The 15,186-nt window shown below is 66.0% G+C and carries 14 protein-coding genes; 8 read left to right on the forward strand and 6 right to left on the reverse strand.

Translation table 11 applies throughout. The features are described from left to right. Positions 1–24: 24 nt before the first annotated feature. Positions 25–822 (forward strand): DUF1295 domain-containing protein, encoded by a 798-nt coding sequence (locus tag V6R86_RS08870; protein ID WP_338503840.1) that lies wholly within the window; start codon positions 25–27, stop codon positions 820–822. On the opposite strand, the gene V6R86_RS08875 is transcribed toward V6R86_RS08870, so the two are convergent. The 4 genes from V6R86_RS08875 to V6R86_RS08890 are packed head-to-tail and all read right to left on the reverse strand — an operon-like array spanning position 819 to position 4,313. Continuing rightward, on the reverse strand, positions 819–1,205 hold the full coding sequence (locus V6R86_RS08875; protein WP_338503842.1) for a nuclear transport factor 2 family protein: 387 nt from the start codon (positions 1,203–1,205) through the stop codon (positions 819–821). The genes V6R86_RS08870 and V6R86_RS08875 overlap by 4 nt on opposite strands. Beyond that, the gene (locus V6R86_RS08880; RefSeq protein WP_338503844.1) at positions 1,202–2,134 is read right to left on the reverse strand and encodes a nitronate monooxygenase; all 933 of its coding nucleotides are present in this window, start codon (positions 2,132–2,134) and stop codon (positions 1,202–1,204) included. The genes V6R86_RS08875 and V6R86_RS08880 overlap by 4 nt, the downstream gene beginning before the upstream one ends. Next, positions 2,131–3,276 carry an acetyl-CoA C-acyltransferase gene (locus V6R86_RS08885; RefSeq protein WP_338503846.1) on the reverse strand — a complete coding sequence of 382 codons (1,146 nt, stop codon included), beginning with the start codon at positions 3,274–3,276 and terminating at the stop codon, positions 2,131–2,133. Before V6R86_RS08885 ends, V6R86_RS08880 begins: the two co-directional genes overlap by 4 nt. Continuing rightward, on the reverse strand, positions 3,273–4,313 hold the full coding sequence (locus V6R86_RS08890) for a hypothetical protein (RefSeq protein ID WP_338503849.1): 1,041 nt from the start codon (positions 4,311–4,313) through the stop codon (positions 3,273–3,275). Before V6R86_RS08890 ends, V6R86_RS08885 begins: the two co-directional genes overlap by 4 nt. 124 nt (positions 4,314–4,437) lie before the next feature. Here V6R86_RS08890 and V6R86_RS08895 point away from each other — a divergent pair, with 124 nt between their 5' ends. Beyond that, positions 4,438–6,111, forward strand: a complete 1,674-nt coding sequence (locus tag V6R86_RS08895) for a class I adenylate-forming enzyme family protein (protein ID WP_338503851.1) — start codon at positions 4,438–4,440, stop codon at positions 6,109–6,111. A gap of 7 nt (positions 6,112–6,118) precedes the next feature. Here V6R86_RS08895 and V6R86_RS08900 read toward each other — a convergent pair whose 3' ends face one another. Next, positions 6,119–7,621: a carotenoid oxygenase family protein gene (locus V6R86_RS08900; protein WP_338503853.1), complete on the reverse strand. Its 1,503-nt coding sequence runs from the start codon at positions 7,619–7,621 to the stop codon at positions 6,119–6,121. Positions 7,622–7,859: 238 nt separating this feature from the next. Here V6R86_RS08900 and V6R86_RS08905 point away from each other — a divergent pair, with 238 nt between their 5' ends. The 6 genes from V6R86_RS08905 to V6R86_RS08930 are packed head-to-tail and all read left to right on the forward strand — an operon-like array spanning position 7,860 to position 12,727. Further along, positions 7,860–8,246, forward strand: coding sequence for an SgcJ/EcaC family oxidoreductase (locus V6R86_RS08905; protein WP_338503854.1), 387 nt, complete (start codon positions 7,860–7,862; stop codon positions 8,244–8,246). 15 nt (positions 8,247–8,261) lie between these two features. Further along, positions 8,262–9,578, forward strand: coding sequence for an MFS transporter (locus tag V6R86_RS08910; RefSeq protein WP_338503856.1), 1,317 nt, complete (start codon positions 8,262–8,264; stop codon positions 9,576–9,578). 21 nt (positions 9,579–9,599) lie between these two features. Next, positions 9,600–10,538: a helix-turn-helix domain-containing protein gene (locus tag V6R86_RS08915; protein WP_338503858.1), complete on the forward strand. Its 939-nt coding sequence runs from the start codon at positions 9,600–9,602 to the stop codon at positions 10,536–10,538. Positions 10,539–10,575: 37 nt separating this feature from the next. After that, a complete protein-coding gene (locus tag V6R86_RS08920) occupies positions 10,576–11,454 on the forward strand; it encodes an SDR family oxidoreductase (RefSeq protein WP_338503861.1) in 879 nt (292 codons plus the stop codon). Beyond that, entirely contained in the window at positions 11,451–12,197 is a 747-nt protein-coding gene (locus V6R86_RS08925; protein WP_338503863.1) for an SDR family oxidoreductase, read from the forward strand. The genes V6R86_RS08920 and V6R86_RS08925 overlap by 4 nt, the downstream gene beginning before the upstream one ends. Next, a complete protein-coding gene (locus V6R86_RS08930; RefSeq protein WP_338503865.1) occupies positions 12,197–12,727 on the forward strand; it encodes a nuclear transport factor 2 family protein in 531 nt (176 codons plus the stop codon). The genes V6R86_RS08925 and V6R86_RS08930 overlap by 1 nt, the downstream gene beginning before the upstream one ends. A 78-nt stretch (positions 12,728–12,805) precedes the next feature. Here the strand turns inward: V6R86_RS08930 and V6R86_RS08935 are convergent, their stop codons facing one another. Further along, positions 12,806–15,175, reverse strand: a complete 2,370-nt coding sequence (locus V6R86_RS08935) for a TonB-dependent receptor (RefSeq protein WP_338503867.1) — start codon at positions 15,173–15,175, stop codon at positions 12,806–12,808. Positions 15,176–15,186 lie beyond the last annotated feature (11 nt).

Consider the following 15,186-nt stretch of genomic DNA (forward strand, 5'->3'; position numbering starts at 1 on the left):
CACATTCTTTACGGGGGATAGAAGATGGTTTGGTCGTTGCTAGTGGCGAATGCCGTCATTCTGGTGCTGTGTTTCGTCGTGCTGTGGGCGCTGTGCCTGAAAGGCAAGGACGTCACCCCGGTCGACAGCTTCTGGGCGTTCGGCATGGTCGTGATGGCGATCAGCAGCTACTTCCTCGCCGACGGGCTGCATGAGCGCAAATTGCTCTTACTCGGGCTGTGCGCCCTGTGGGGCATCCGGCTCGGCAGCTACATGCTGTGGCGATGGCGCGATCATGGCGGCGACCGGCGTTATGTCGCGTTGCTCGGCAAAGCCGAAGCACAGCGCGGGTGGAGCTTCGCCAAGGCGTCTGCGCTGCTGGTGTTCGCGACGCAGGCGCCCTTGCTGTTCATCGTCTGCCTGCCGGTCCAACTGGGGCAGGTCGCCACGCAGCCGCCGCTCGGCACGCTGGCATGGGTCGGCGCGGCGCTCAGCTTGTTCGGCATCGCCTTCGAGACGATCGGCGACGCGCAACTGGTGCGCTTCAAGCGCGATCCCGCCAACCAGGGCCAGGTGATGACCAGCGGCCTGTGGCGCTACACCCGCCATCCCAATTATTTCGGCGATGCCTGTGCCTGGTGGGGCATGTACCTGATCGCGGCGGAGACCGGCCCGGGCGTGTGGAGCTTCATCGGCCCGGCGCTGCTGACCTGGACACTGATAAAGTGGTCGGGCGCGCCGACGGTCGAGCGGAAGATGACCAAGACCAAGCCCGGCTATGCCGATTACGTGGCGCGGACCTCGGGCTTCGTGCCGTGGCCGCCTAAGCGTTCCGCCGCCTAGCGGCCGAACGCCCTGAGCTTCGCGCCTGCCGCGCTGTCGATATATTCGTCGAGGCGTGTGATCTTGCCGTCCTTCATCTTGACCACGACGCAGGCATCCATCTTCCACGGCGTGCCGTCGGGCAAGGTCGCGGACAGGACGTGCTGCTGGACGAAACCGTCCTTCAAAGGCTCGCGGCGCAGGACGGTGTATTGGCGGTCGGGGAGGGTGCGGATGAACCACTCCAGCACCTTCACATTGTCGTCGATCGTCTGTTCCACGCCGTCGGTGTTGTGCCAGATGACCCCGCCCGGCGCGTAGCAGGCGCGCATGCGGTCGGCGTCGCCCTGCTGGACGGCATCGACGAAGTCGGCGGCGAAGGCTTCGATTTCCTGTTCGGTCATGCGGGAGTTCCTGTGTTGAGAAGGCGGGCGCGACCCTCATTCCAGCCGCGCTCGAGTTGATCGACGATTGTCGCGACGGGCTCGATCGCCGTCACCGCGTGGAGTCCCTGTCCAGCCGACCACACGTCGCGCCAGCGCGCGCCGGTCGGGGCGGAATAATCGCGCTTAGCGGGACTATCGAGATGGTCGATGTCGTAACCGGCTTGGGCCAGCGAAGGCTTGAGCCAGGAGGCGGCCGTGCCGGTGACGGCGGGGCTGACCAGAAGATCGCTCGCGCTCGATGCGATGACCATGGCCTTGTAGCCCTCGCTGGCGCGGCTCTCTTCGGCGGCGAGAAAGCGCGTGCCCATGTAGACGAGGTCGGCGCCCGCCGCGACCGCGCCCGCCACCGCCGCGCCCTCGGCGATCCCGCCGCCGAGGCAGACGATGCCGTCGAAAAAGCTGCGCAGCACGGCGAGGAAGCTGAAGGGTGACAGGCTGCCAGTATGGCCGCCGGCGCCTGCTGCGACCGCGACCAGCCCGTCGGCGCCGGCCGCCGCCGCCTTGCGTCCGAGCGTCTCGCTGACGACGTCGGCGAGGACGATACCGCCATAGGCATGCACCGCTTCTACCACCGGGGCCGGGCTGCCGAGCGCGGTGATAACGATGGGCGGCTTATGCTTTGCGACCAGTGCGAGGTCGTCGGCGAGGCGCGGGTTGGTCGAATGAGTGACGAGGTTGGCGGCCCACAGGCCCGGTGCGTCGGCGCAGCCCGAGGCGATCTCTTCCATCCAGCGGTCGAGTTCATCGGCGGTGCGGCAGTTGGGCGTCGGAAAGGCGCCAACGATGCCATTGCGGGCGGCGGCGATCACCATCTCCGGGCCGGTGACGAGGAACATCGGCGCGGCGACGACGGGAAGGCGGAGGCGGGCGAGCAGGGGGTGGGTCATGCCAGCCGCTCCACCACCATCGCCGCGCCTACACCCTGCGCGCCGGTCGCGACGACCACTCCGATGGTCTCGTCGGCGGCCTCGAGCACGTCGAGCAGGGTGGAAAGGAGGATCGCCCCGGTCGCGCCCATCGGGTGGCCCTTGGCGAGGTGCCCGCCCGAGGCGTTGACCCGGGACTCGTCGATGCGGCCTTCGCGCAGGAAGCGGGCGATGACGACGGCGAAGGCTTCCATGAACTCGATCCGGCCGACGTCGGCGAGCGTGAGGTTGGTGGCGGCGAGCACCTTGTCCAGCGCGGCGAAGCCCGCGGTCAGGCTGTCGCGCGGATCGCCGCCGGCTTCGGCATAGCCGAGGATCTTCGCCCGCGCGCCGCTGCCGTCCCTGCCGACCAGGGCGAGCGCGGCGCCGTCGGCCATCGGCGGGGCGTGGGCGACGGTGTGGCGGTGGTCGATCGCCTGCGCCTCCAGCGGCCCGGCATAAGCGCCGGCCATCGCGGCGAAGGCAGGGGGCAGAGCGGCGAGTTTTTCGCTGGTGGTCGGGCGGACGGCTTCGTCGCGCGCAAACTCGCCGATGGCAATCCGCGACCGCTGAAACGCCGCGTTGCTTTCGGCAGCGGTGGCAAGGGTCTGGGAACGCAGGGCGGCGGCGTCCAGCGCGGCGCGATCGATACCTTCCTTCTCCGCAAGCAGGTCGGCGGCGAGGGCGACCGGAATGTAGCGTAGTCGCGGTTCGAACTCGGTCGCTTCGTAATAGCTCGCGCGGTCGGCCATGAAGGGCACGTGACTCATCATCTCGACCCCGCCGGCGAGCGCGCGGTCGAGCTGCCCCGCCTTGATGGAGGCGGCGGCCTGGCCGATCGCGCTCAGGCCCGAGGCGCAATAGTTGTTGAGCGTGTGCGTGACGGTGCTGTCGGGGAGCCGGCTGGCAAGCTTGGCGACCATGCCGAGGTGGCCGCCCTGCGCACCGACCTGGCCGACGCAGCCGAGCGTCAGGTGATCGACCCGCCGCGCCTCACTGCCGCGCTGTTCCAGCGCCTCGACGAGATGGGCGACGAGGCCGTGCGGGGTTTGGCCGGCAAGACCGCCATCGGGCCGGGCCTTTCCGCGCGGGGTGCGGACGGCGTCATGGATAAAGACGGTCATGCGGCGCTCCACGCAGCGGGCGGGCGATAGGCGAAAAAGCCGGGCGGGGCGGCGATGACGTCGGGAATGGCGCGGACTGCGACCGCGACGACCGCATCGGTCAGCGCGCGCGAGGGCGGCATGGCGGGATCGGCTTCGGTGATGTCGAGGGTCATCGTAATGGCCGGGCGGCCGGTGATTTCGATCTTCCAGTGGCCGAGCTTGTCGGGGCCGTGCAGCGACGGGTCGGCGGTCCACAGGATCGACATCAGAATTTCGGGGCCCGCTTGGGTCAGCGCCGTCCAGCGCCATTCGGTGGCAGCGACGCGGCCTTCCTCGATCTGGCCGGAGGCGATGGTCAGCGGCTTAGGCGCCAAGGTGAGTCGGTGGTCGGGACGGATCTCGCGGACGCTCGTGCCGAGCTCAGCCGCGGCGAAATGCAGCACCTCGGAGAAGAGCTGGCCGTAAAGGTCGGCGAGCGGCCCCGAGCGGATGTCGGCGGCCGCGGGATCGCTGTTGAAGCCCATCAGGCCGAACACGAAGTCGGGCGAGGTCATGGCCGAAGCGTCGACCGTCTCGAATACCGCCAAGCGCTCGAGCTCGTGACTCATCGCGGTTGCGGCCAGCGCCAGCCGCTCAACGATCAGCCCAGGGTTCACGCCGACCCCGGCGAGGGTCGCGCCACCCTTGATCGCCGCGTCGTGCAGGCGGCGGACATAGTCTTCCCCATGCGCCTGCGGAAAGTGAAAGCCCGCGACCGAGATGATGTTCTTGCCGCTCCTGAGCAGCGCGGCGACGTCGTCGACAAGCGCGTCATAGGGAAGCGTGATGCGCGGCATGTGGAGGACCAGGTCGGCATCGAGGTCGAGGATCTGCTGACGGTCGTTCGTGGCGGCGACGCCGATGGGATCGCGCCGCGCGATGGCGCCAAGATCGTTGCCGTTCTTCCGAGCGCCGTAGACGAAGCCGCCGACGAGTTGATGGCGGGGATCATCCAGGATCCGGCGGATCGATGTCCGCCCCATCGACCCCGTTGCCCATTGCACAATTCTGGCCACGTGTTTCGTCTTGCCCCGACTGTCAGTGCGTCTGGCGTAGCCAACTTGCCTGCCGGTGTCAGTATATTTATGAAAGTCGGAAGCGGTCACTTTGCGACGACTGGGCCGGCTAAGTGGAGGACCAATGTTTCTCACTCCCCCAGAGCGTATCCGAGCCTTTGAGGACAAGGGCTGGTGGACCGGAGACAATGTCGTCGCTGCCTTGCATTCGGCGGTCGGGCAGGGGGGTGACCCGATTGCGCTGGTCGATCCCCTCAATCGTGAGGCGCTGGACGGACGGGCGCCGGAGCGGCTGAGTTGGAACGAGGTCGCCGACCGTGTCGAGCGGCTTGCAGCGGCATTGCTTGCGCGAGGCTTGCGGAAGGACGAAATCGTTCTGGCGCAATTGCCCAACACGGTCGATGCGGTGCTCTTGTTTCTCGCCTGCGCGCGGCTGGGGCTGATCGTGTCGCCCGTGGTGATGCAATATCGTGTGCACGAGCTTGCGTTCATTTCGGCCCAGACGAAACCGCGTTTGTTCGTGACTGTGCCCAGCTTCGCCGGTTTCGATCATGCCGCACAGGGGCGGGAATTGGGGCTCGACGTCGCGTTGTTCGGCGATGGCTATGGCGACCTCCGCGCGGAAATGGACGAGGCCGACCCGGCGACGGTGGAGGCCTATGTCGCCGCAAATCCGACCGTCGGCGGCGAGGTGCTGACCATCTGCTGGACGTCGGGGACGGAATCGCGGCCCAAGGGCGTCCCGCGCGATCACAATCACTGGATCCTGAACGCGCATGTGGTGGCGCAGGGGACCGGGATGGTGCCTGGCGACACGTTGCTCAATCCTTTTCCATTGGTGAACATCGGGTCGATCGGCGGGCTGGTCATGCCGTGGCTGACGCTGCCCGCGCGGCTGGTGCTGCACCATCCCTTCGACCTCGGCATCTTCCTTCAGCAGATCGAGGCGGAGAAGGTCACCTACACCATCGCTCCGCCGGCCGTGCTGACTGCGTTGCTCAAGCAGCCGGCGCTGATGGAAAAGTTCGACCTCACGTCGCTGCGCGCGATCGGTTCGGGCTCTGCGCCGCTGTCGCCGTGGTTGATCGAGGGCTGGCAGGCGCTTGGCATCGAGATCTGCAACATCTTCGGGTCGAACGAAGGGGCCTCGCTTTATTCGAGCGCGGTCGACGTGCCCGATACCACCGACCGCTCGCGCTACTTTCCGCGTTTCGGGGTCGAGGGGCACGGCTGGAGCGGGCTCAACCACGAGGCGCTGCGGACCCGCTTGGTCGACCTCGACTCCGGCGAGGAAATCGACGAGCCGGGGCGGCCCGGCGAGTTGCGGCTGAAAGGCGCGACATTGTTCGGCGGCTATTGGCAGGCGCCCGAACTGACCGCCGCCGCCTTCGACCAGGACGGCTGGTTCCGCACCGGCGACCAGTTCGAGATTGCGGGGGAGGGCAGTCTCGAGCGCTTCTACCGCTTCGTCGGGCGGTCCAAGGAGATCATCGTGCGCGGCGGGGTCAACATCTCGCCGGCCGAGCTCGACGACCTGCTCGCTGGTTTGCCGGGTAGTCGCGAAGCGGCGACGGTAGGTATTCCCGACGCGGATCTCGGCGAGCGGGTCGCGGTGGGGATCGTTCCGGCAGACGGAGCCGAGCTGTCGATCGCCGACGTCAGCGCGTTCCTCAAGGAGCGCGGGGTGGCGGTGTTCAAATTGCCCGAGCGGCTGGTGACACTCGACCGCCTGCCGCGCAACGCGATGAACAAGGTGGTCCGCTCCGAGCTGCGCGAGGCGGTGCTCGCGCAGCTTTAAATGACAATCAGCCGGCGGTCTGGAGCCGGGCGATCTCGTCAGCGCGAGCCTTGCGCAGGCTTGTTCGATCGACCCAGTGGGCGTGGGTCCCGCTCGACATCTTGTGCGGCAGCGCGATGCGGCAGACCGGGCCGTCGGCGAAGCGCTTGGCGTCGATCAGGATGCACTCGCTGGTGCCGCGGTTTTCGTCGATGATGAAGCTGACGAGATAGCCGTCGTCCTCGTCCACCGCGCCGATGCGCGGGGCGAAGGGCGCTTCCGAGGCGTAGCGGCCGGGTTCGAGCTTGATTTCGATCGCTTCGCCCGTTTCGAGGTCGTGCTTGACGAAGCCTTCGAACAGGAACCAGCCGGGCTTGGCGACGGTCGAATAGGCGTAGCGGTATTTCTTGCCGGCATACTTCTGGTTGATCATGCCGAATTCGACCGTGCGATCGTCGAGCCGTTCCTCGTGGGTGGTGCCGTCGGCGAGATTGAAGCGCCAGCGGTGCAGTTTGGTGCTGAGCGCATGGCCGTCGAGATAGCTCATCAGGTGGCCGTGCGCGCCCGCGTCGGGCTGCGGCTTGGGCGTCGGGTTTTCCTGGAAGTAGCCATCGACGATCACCTCGTCGCCTTCTTCATAGGCGTTGAGGAAATGGAGGACGTAAGTCGGCGCGGCTTCGAACCAGCGGATCTGGTCGGCGCTGCCGTGGCGCGGAATGAGGGCGAAGCGGGCGGGAATGCCTTCGTGCAGGCGAACTGCGTGGAGCCCCCTGGTCTCGATCAGTTCCTGGTCCCAGAACACCGGCAGGTCGTTGAGGATCGACCAGTTCTTCGAAAAGATCATGTCGTGCGGCAGGCGCGGGCCGGGCAGCGGCACCGGCGTGTAGTGCGTGAGTTTGCCGGTCGCGTCGACCACGCCGTAATGCATGTAGGGCGCGGATTTGGAGTAATTGAAGAAGAGGAGTTCGCCGGTTTCCTCGTCGACCTTGGGATGGGCCGAGACGCCGTCCAGCGGGACCCAAGACGCGACGCCCGACTGGTCGAGCGTTTCGGGGTCGAGGATGTAGCCTTCGCCGCATTGGTAGAAGGTGGCGATCGCCTTTCCGGCGTGAACGATGACGTCGGTCGATGCGCTGTCCTTCAGCCCACCGTGGGCGCCGAAGCCCGGCCGCTTGGACACCGCATTGCCGTCCATCAGCCCGCCCCACAACGACCCGCCGGCGATTTGTTCGGCTTCGAAGCAGCGGGTGCGGATGAAGCGGTTGCGGTAGGTGGCGGTCCCGTTCGCGAAGCTGATCTGGTGGATCATGCCATCGCCGTCGAACGGATGGTGGCGGCCAAGCGGCTGGTGAAGCTGGTTCTCGGTGTTGCGGAGATAGATGCCATCGATGTCGGTCGGGATGGTGCCTTCGATCACCTCAAGATCGGTGGCGTTCACTTCCTCGTGCAGCGGGGTCCAGGCCCCGTTGAGGTAGGGGTGATTGCTCGGCTGCAGCGAGGAGACGACGGGCGGGAGCTTTTCGACTTTCATGGACGCACTTCCGGGCAAATGAGGCTGCGAGGGAATTACGGTAGTCCGTTCGATTGCGCAAGTTTATCGACAAGCTCCTTGACGCAACCTGTATCGCGCGACAGTCTGACTTTCATAACAATATTTAGGAGGCTGTATGCAGACGTTGGCGAGGAATTCCCTCCTGTTGCTGGCGGCATGTTGCCTGCCCCAGGCGGCCGCTGCCGCCCCCACAGCAAAACCAGCCAAGGAGAGTCGCATGAGCCAGGATCCCGTCCAAGTCGTGATGCAGATGATCAAGGCGTGGGACGACCGCGACGGTGACAAGATCGCCGACCTGTTCACCGAGGACGGCGTACTCCATTCGATGATGATCGACCCGATCAAGGGTCGCGAGAACATCCGCCCGCGGATGAAATTCCTGGTCGACAATGCAAGCTACATGAAGATCGAACCGCGCAACATTGCGGTCAAGGGCAACACGGTCTTCCTCGAACGGACCGACAATTTCACCTTCAAGGGTCACAGCGGCAAGGTGCCGGTGGTCGGCGTGCTCGAAATTCGCGACGGCAAGGTCGCCGAGTGGCGCGAATATTACGACCGCAAGGAATTGCTGGAGGCGATGGGGGTCGGCGAGGACTTCTAGGGCGGAAGGCCAGCCATGCTCAGCCCCGAACCGCCAGCCGCCACCGCCCAGCGCAATTCGCTTGGCGCCTGGTTGCTGCTCGCCGCCCTGTTCGTCGCCTATATTGTCAGCTTCGTCGACCGGATGATCATCGGCCTGCTGGTCGATAGCATCAAGGCCGACCTCGGGATCAGTGATACGCAGGTCAGCCTGCTGCAGGGTCTGGCCTTCGCGTTGTTCTTCACGCTGGCGGCCATTCCGCTCGGCCGGCTGATCGACCGGGTCCACCGCCCGCGCGCGGTATCGGCGGGGATCGCGCTGTGGAGCGCGATGACGGTGGCATGCGGCTTTGCGACCAGCTTCGCCGGCTTGTTCGTCGCGCGGATGGGCGTCGGGGTCGGCGAGGCGGTGCTGTCGCCGGCCGCCTATTCGATGATCTCCGACAGTTTCGATCGCCGCCGCCTCGGCCTTGCCATGGGCGTGTTCGGTCTGGGGTCGGCGATCGGGGCGGGGCTGGCGTTCATGATCGGCGGGGCGGTGGTGTCACTGGTGGCGGGCGCCGACAGCGTTTCGATGCCGCTGATCGGCGAGGTGCGGCCGTGGCAATTCGCCTTTATCGTCGCGGGGCTTCCGGGCTTTCTCATCAGCCTGCTGTTCCTGCTGATCCGTGATCCCAGTCATGCCATGGGCGCCCGCGCGCCGGCGTCGAGCGTGCGTGAGGTGCGCGAGCATCTTCGCCGCAATGCCGGGTTCTTCTGGTCAGTGTTTCTTGGCGTGGCGGCGGTCAACCTGTCGGTGCTCGGCACCGTCAACTGGCTGCCCGCGATGCTGGTGCGCGGGGGTCGGCTGGCGCTGGCCAATGCGGGCTTCCTGTCGGGCGCGATGCTGATCGCGGGCGGGCTGATCGGCATGATCGGCTTCGGCGCGCTGATGGACCGGCTGAGCGGCGGCACGCCGGCCTCGCGGATGCGCTTCTGCGGCTGGTCGGTGTCGATCGCAGTGCTCGCTGCCGCGGCCTTTCCTTTGGTCGAATCCCTGTGGCTGATGGCGGCGCTGTTCATCGCCTTCTTCTCGGCCGCGGCCGGGGTGGTAAGCGCCGCGCCCTCGGTGCTCCAGCAACTCTCGCCCAGCGGGATGCGCGCCACCGTCGCCGCACTCTACGTCTTTATCATCAATCTCGTCGGAATCGGCTTCGGGCCCAGCGTCACGGCAGCACTGGGCGACGCCTTGTTCCCGGGCGGCGATGGCATCCGCTATGCGATGGCGATCGTCGCGCCCGCCGGATATGCGATTGGCGCCGCACTCTTTTTCGTCGCCGCGCGGCACGCCGCCCGCTCGACCCCGGAGATGTGAGGCGGCTATAGACCGAGCGCAATGAACGCCCCGACCCTGATCCGAACCTGTTCCGTTTGGCGCGCCCTCGAAGTCGTCGGCGATACGCCGATTCTGCTGATCCTCGAAGCGAGCTGGCTCGGCGCGCGCAAATATGACGAACTGCGCAGCCGCACCGGCCTGTTGAACGCGCTGCTGTCGGACCGGCTGAAGCGGCTGGTCGCAGCGGGGCTGATGGAGCGGCAACTCTATTGCGAGCGGCCGCCGCGCTACGCTTATGTGATGACCCCGAAGGGGCGCGACGTTTACTGGACCTCGCTGATGATGCTCCGCTGGGAGCAGAAATGCGGCGAGACGCGCAACAAGATCAGTGTCGTGCTGACCCACAAGACCTGCGGCCAGCAGTTCGCGCCCGAGCCCGCCTGCGGCAGTTGCGGCGAGACGATCGACGCGACCGAGGTCGAATGGAAGGAAGGGCCGGGCGTCGGCCTGATGGCGCCGCTTTACAGCCGCCGCCGCCAGCAGCGCGGGTCGAGTGCGGGCGCGACCTCGCTGCTCGACCAGGCGGCGCAGCTGATGGGCGACCGCTGGGCGAGTCTGATCATGCGCTCGATCTTCACCGGGATCACCCGGTTCGAGGATATCCGCCTGGACACCGCCATGGCGACCAACATCCTGACCGAGCGATTGCAATGGCTGCAGTCGGTCGGGGTGATCCGCCAGCGGCCCGATCCGTCGTCGCCCGGGCGCAACGAATATCGAGTCACCCGCAAGGGCGTCGAATATTTCCCGGTGCTGCTGATGCTGCTGCGCTGGGGCGACCAATATTATGTCTCGCCCGAAGGCCCTCCGCTGCTGCTGACGCATAAAGTCTGCGGCAATCCGCTCGATCCCAAGGTGGTCTGTTCGGAATGCCGCAAGCCGCTGAAACCGGACGAGGTCGATTACAAGGTGATCGAGCAGGCGCCGGACGTCAGATAATACTTTCATTATCATACTGACGTGGTAGCCATGGGGCATGGCTGAAGATCAGGGCGGCCGCGTCGCCGTCGTCACCGGAGCGGGAAATGGCCTCGGCGCCGCCTTTGCGAAGGCACTAGGCGGCAGTCACCGGGTCGTCGTGAATAATCGGGTGCATGCCGATCGGCCGCACAGCGCGGTGGCGGTGGTCGAGCGAATCGAGGCGGCGGGCGGGAGTGCTATTGTCGAGGGCAGCGCGGTCGACCGGGAGGGTGCGCCGGAAGCGATCGTCGCGGCCGCGCTGGAGGCTTTCGGCAGGCTCGACACCTTGGTCCTCAACGCCGGCGTCAGCGGGCCGGCGACGAAGGTAGGCGAGGGCGACACCGGCCTTGCCGAAGTCATGCGGATCAATTTCTTCGCCAATGTCGCGCTGGTCGAGGCGGCTCTCCCGGCGCTTCGCGACAGCCCGGCCGGGCGAATCGTTTTCGTGTCCTCGACCGGAGGGCTGCACGGGGTGCGCGGGCGCGCGGCCTATTCGGCATCCAAGGGGGCCTTGAATGCTTGGGCGCTGAGCCTCGCCGACGAGCTTCGCCGCACTGCGATCCGTGTCAACGTGATCGCGCCTTATGCGGCGACCAACATGACGGCGCGGCCGGACCGTGTGCCTGACAAGCGGCTGTCACCGAAGGGTGCAGCCGACGCACTGGTTGCCTTGTGCAGTCCCAAGTGGAACCGGACCGGCGACATCTGGGTGGCGGGCGCCGGCCATGTCCGGCCTGCGCGCGCGCTCGAAGGTCCGGTCGCGCGGGTCGCGACGCTGCCCGAACAGGCCGACACTTTGGCCGGGTTCGAACGAGGCACGGGTTTTGCCGGCGGGGAGGCGGCGTTTGCCGATTTCTACGCGCGCGTGACGCAAATGGAGGAGCAAAAGGCATGAAGATCGAAGGGTGCGTCGCGCTGGTGACAGGCGGCAATCGCGGTATCGGCAGGGGATTCGTCCAGGAATTGCTCGAAGCCGGCGCAGCGAAGGTCTATGTCGCCGCGCGGCAGCTGGCCGATGCCGAGGAAGCGGCCAAGGCCGATCCGCGACTGGTGCCAATCCAGCTCGACGTCACCAAGCCGGAGGAGATCGCAAGCGCGGCGCAGACCGCGACCGACCTCACCTTGCTGATCAACAATGCCGGCGCGTTCAACAACGTCACCCTGCTCAACGCCGAAGACGATCGCGCGATGCGGCAGGAGATCGAGACCAATTACCTCGGCCCCGTCGCGATGATCCGCGCCTTTGCGCCCATCATGGAAAAGAACGGCGGCGGCGCGGTGGTGAATGTGCTGTCGGCGGGCGGGATCGTCGCGGTGCCCAACATGGGCGGCTACAGCCCGTCCAAGTTCGCGATGCGCGCGGCGAGCGACTGTCTGCGTGCCGAGCTCGCGCCGATGAACATTACCGTCCACGCGCTGATCGTCGGCTCGGTCGACACCCGCATGGCGAGCCACGTCACCTGGCAGGAGAAATCTTCGCCGCGCGCGATCGGCAAGGCCGGCCTCACCGCCGTCACGCACAATATCGACGAGCATGACACCGACCCTCATGCGGTGTCGGTCCGCGCGTTCCTGGCCCGCGATCCGCATACGCTCAAGACATCGATGGCCGCCTCGATCGGCCGCGGGAGGAAGTGATGGCGCATATCAACACCGTCGAGACCATGCTGGCGCGGCAGGACATTCACGACGTGATGATGCGCTATGCGCGCGGCATCGACCGCGGCGACGAGGAGCTGCTGCTGAGCTGCTATTGGGACGATGCGATCGAGGTGCACGGACCCGCGTATGAAGGTCCGGCCGTGCCCTATCTCAAAGGCGCGGCGCAGCGGATGAAAGCCAATGGCACGACGATGCAGCATTTCGTCGGCAACGTGCACATCGACTTTGCCGGCGACGACACCGCCTGGGTCGAAAGCTACATCCTGACCTTTGCCCGCTTTCCCAAGGATGGCGAACCGTGCGACACGCTGACCGGCGCGCGCAGCTTCGACAAGTTCGAGCGGCGGAACGGCGAATGGCGGATCGCGCACCGCCGCGCGATCTTCGACTGGAACCGCGACCAGCCCTCGTCCGAAGGCTGGTGCATGGGGCTGTTCGATACGGCGCACAAAAACATGACCATGGGGGCCAAGGCGCCCGATGATCTCAGCTACACGCGCGACTGACGCGCCCGCTCCTGCGGCCAAAAGAAAAGGGCTCCGGTCGGTGTGACCGGAGCCCTTTTTGCCTGAGTTGACGAAGGCTCAGAATTTGACGGCGATCTCCGCTCCGTAGGTGCGCGGAGCACCCAGGCGCGAAGCTTCGTCGCCGAAGAAGGCAATGGCGTTCACGCGGTAGAGCTTGTCCGTCAGATTGCGGCCCCAGACCGAGAAGGTGAGGTCGGGATTGGGGCTGACCGATACGCGCGCGTCGAGCAGGCCGTAGCCGGGCTCGTTGGCGCTGCCTTCGGGGTTCCAGCTCAATTTGCCCTGGCGGTTGTAATTGATGTTGGCCGTGAAGCCGTTCTGCCAAGTGCCGAGGTCGGTCGTGTAATTGGCGCCGACGTTGAACTGGTAACGCGGGGTACGCTGCAGGAACTTGCCGTCGTTCACGTTGCCGACCGAGTCGGTAAACTTGATGTATTTGGTGTCGAGCAAGGTCAGGCCGCCGTTGAGGCTCAGCCCACGGAACAGGGCAACGGTGGCTTCCGCTTCGATCCCCTTGATCTTCGCGTCAGCGGCATTGTCGGTGATGTTGCACAGGCAGACCTGCGAGGTCTGGGTGACCTGCAGATTCTTGTAGCGCATCGAGAAGGCGGCGATGTTCAGCCGCGCGCGGCGATTGAACAGGTCGAGCTTGGCGCCGACTTCGTAGCTTTCGACCTTTTCGGGATCGTAGCTGGTGCGCGCCGCGACATCGTTGGCGGGATCGTCCTCGAAGCCGCCGCCTTTGTAGCCGGTCGAGAAGGTTGCGTAGAGCAGGACGTTGCGGTTTGCCTTGAATTCGACCGTGGCTTGCGGGGTCAGCTGGCTCCACGTGTCCGAATAGTCGGTCGTGTAACCGCCGCCCTCGCGATAGGTGGACGACAAAGGCGAAGCGGGAATGATGTCGTTCGGGTTGAACTTGTCACCCGTTTCGACCGCCAGGCCCGTGACCCGGCCGCTCTTCTTGTCGTGCGAATAGCGAAGCCCGCCGACGACGCGGAGCTGCGGGCTGAAGCGATAGCCGAGCTGGCCGAACACCGCATAGGATTCGTTGCGGCCGCGGTTGTCCCACGCGGATTCGCCGTTGAGCGTCGGGAGCGGTGGGGTCAGGATTTCGAAGCTGATGGTATCGTTCTTACGGATCCGGTCGCGTTGAGCGTAGACGCCGGCGATCCAGTCGAAGCCTCGATCGGTGACCTTGGGCGAGACCAGGCGGATTTCCTGGCTCAACTGCTTGATCCGCTCCAGCTCCCGAACCGGGGAACGGAACAGCAGGGGAATGGAAATGCCGTAGGCATTGCTCGGTCCGATGCCGGTCTGGTCGTAGCGGTTGAAGCCGTTGCCCTGGCGATAGCCGGTGATCGAGGTCAGCGTGGCAAAGCCCTCGAACTCCTGTTGCAGGTTGAGCGTCAGGCCCCACGCCTTGCGGCTCAAGGCTTGCGGGCTGGGATAGGCATCGCCTTTGTAGGTGTTCCAGTCGGGCAGGCTTTCGCGGACCGACAGGCCGCCGCGAATGGCGGCGACGCGGGCGCGGGCCGTGCTCCACGGGCCGGCGCCCGGGGCGGGACCGTCGACCACCACCGAGTGGAAGCCATTTGCCTTGTCGCGGGTGTAGTCGGCGATCAGGCGCGCCGCGAAGGTGCTGCCGGCGGGGCGATATTCGACCTGGCCGCGCATCTGAATGCTGTCGACATTGTCGAGATCGACGTCGTGCGCGATGTCCTGATTGAAGCCGTCGCGCTGGCGCACCTGAAAGGCGAAACGGCCGTTGAGGCCCTCGCTGAGTGGGCCGGTCAGGTGGCCCTTGACCAGCTTCTCATTGTAGTTGCCGTAGCCGGCGGTCATGCTTCCGCCGAAGACCGACTTGGGCGCCGCGCTGTAGATGCTGACCGCGCCGCCGACCACGTTGCGGCCGAGCAGCACGCCCTGCGGCCCACGGATCACCTCGACACGATCGATGTCGTAAAGGTCGAAATTGAAGAGGCCCGAGCGACCGACATAGACGTCGTCGACGAAGATTCCGATCGACTGGTCGGCGGTCGGCGAATCGAGGCGCGTGTTGGTGATCCCGCGGACGTTGAACTCCTGGTCGAGCGGCGACAGCGCGGTGAACGACAGGGATGTCGCCTGGCCGGCCAGATCCTCGAAGCTCAGCACCCGGCTTTCTTCAAGGTCGGCACCGCCAAAGGCGCTGATCGCGGCCGACGTGTCCTGAAGCCGCGTGCTGCGACGCTGGGCAGTGACGATGATGTCGGAAACCTGCGGCCCGGTCGGTTCTTCCGCGGCCACCGGCGCTGGTGGTGCGGCGGTTTGCGTTTCTTCGACCGGATCGCCCGCAGGCTGTGCGGCAGTGCCGGCGGTTTGTGCCGCGGCAGGTTGGCTGAGCGCGACGGCCAATGCCATCAGCGAGGTTGCATAAACGGTTCGCATGGTCTCCCCTC

The sequence above is a fragment of the Sphingomonas kaistensis genome, from assembly GCF_036884275.1.
Classification (GTDB): Bacteria; Pseudomonadota; Alphaproteobacteria; order Sphingomonadales; family Sphingomonadaceae; genus Sphingomicrobium; species Sphingomicrobium kaistense_A.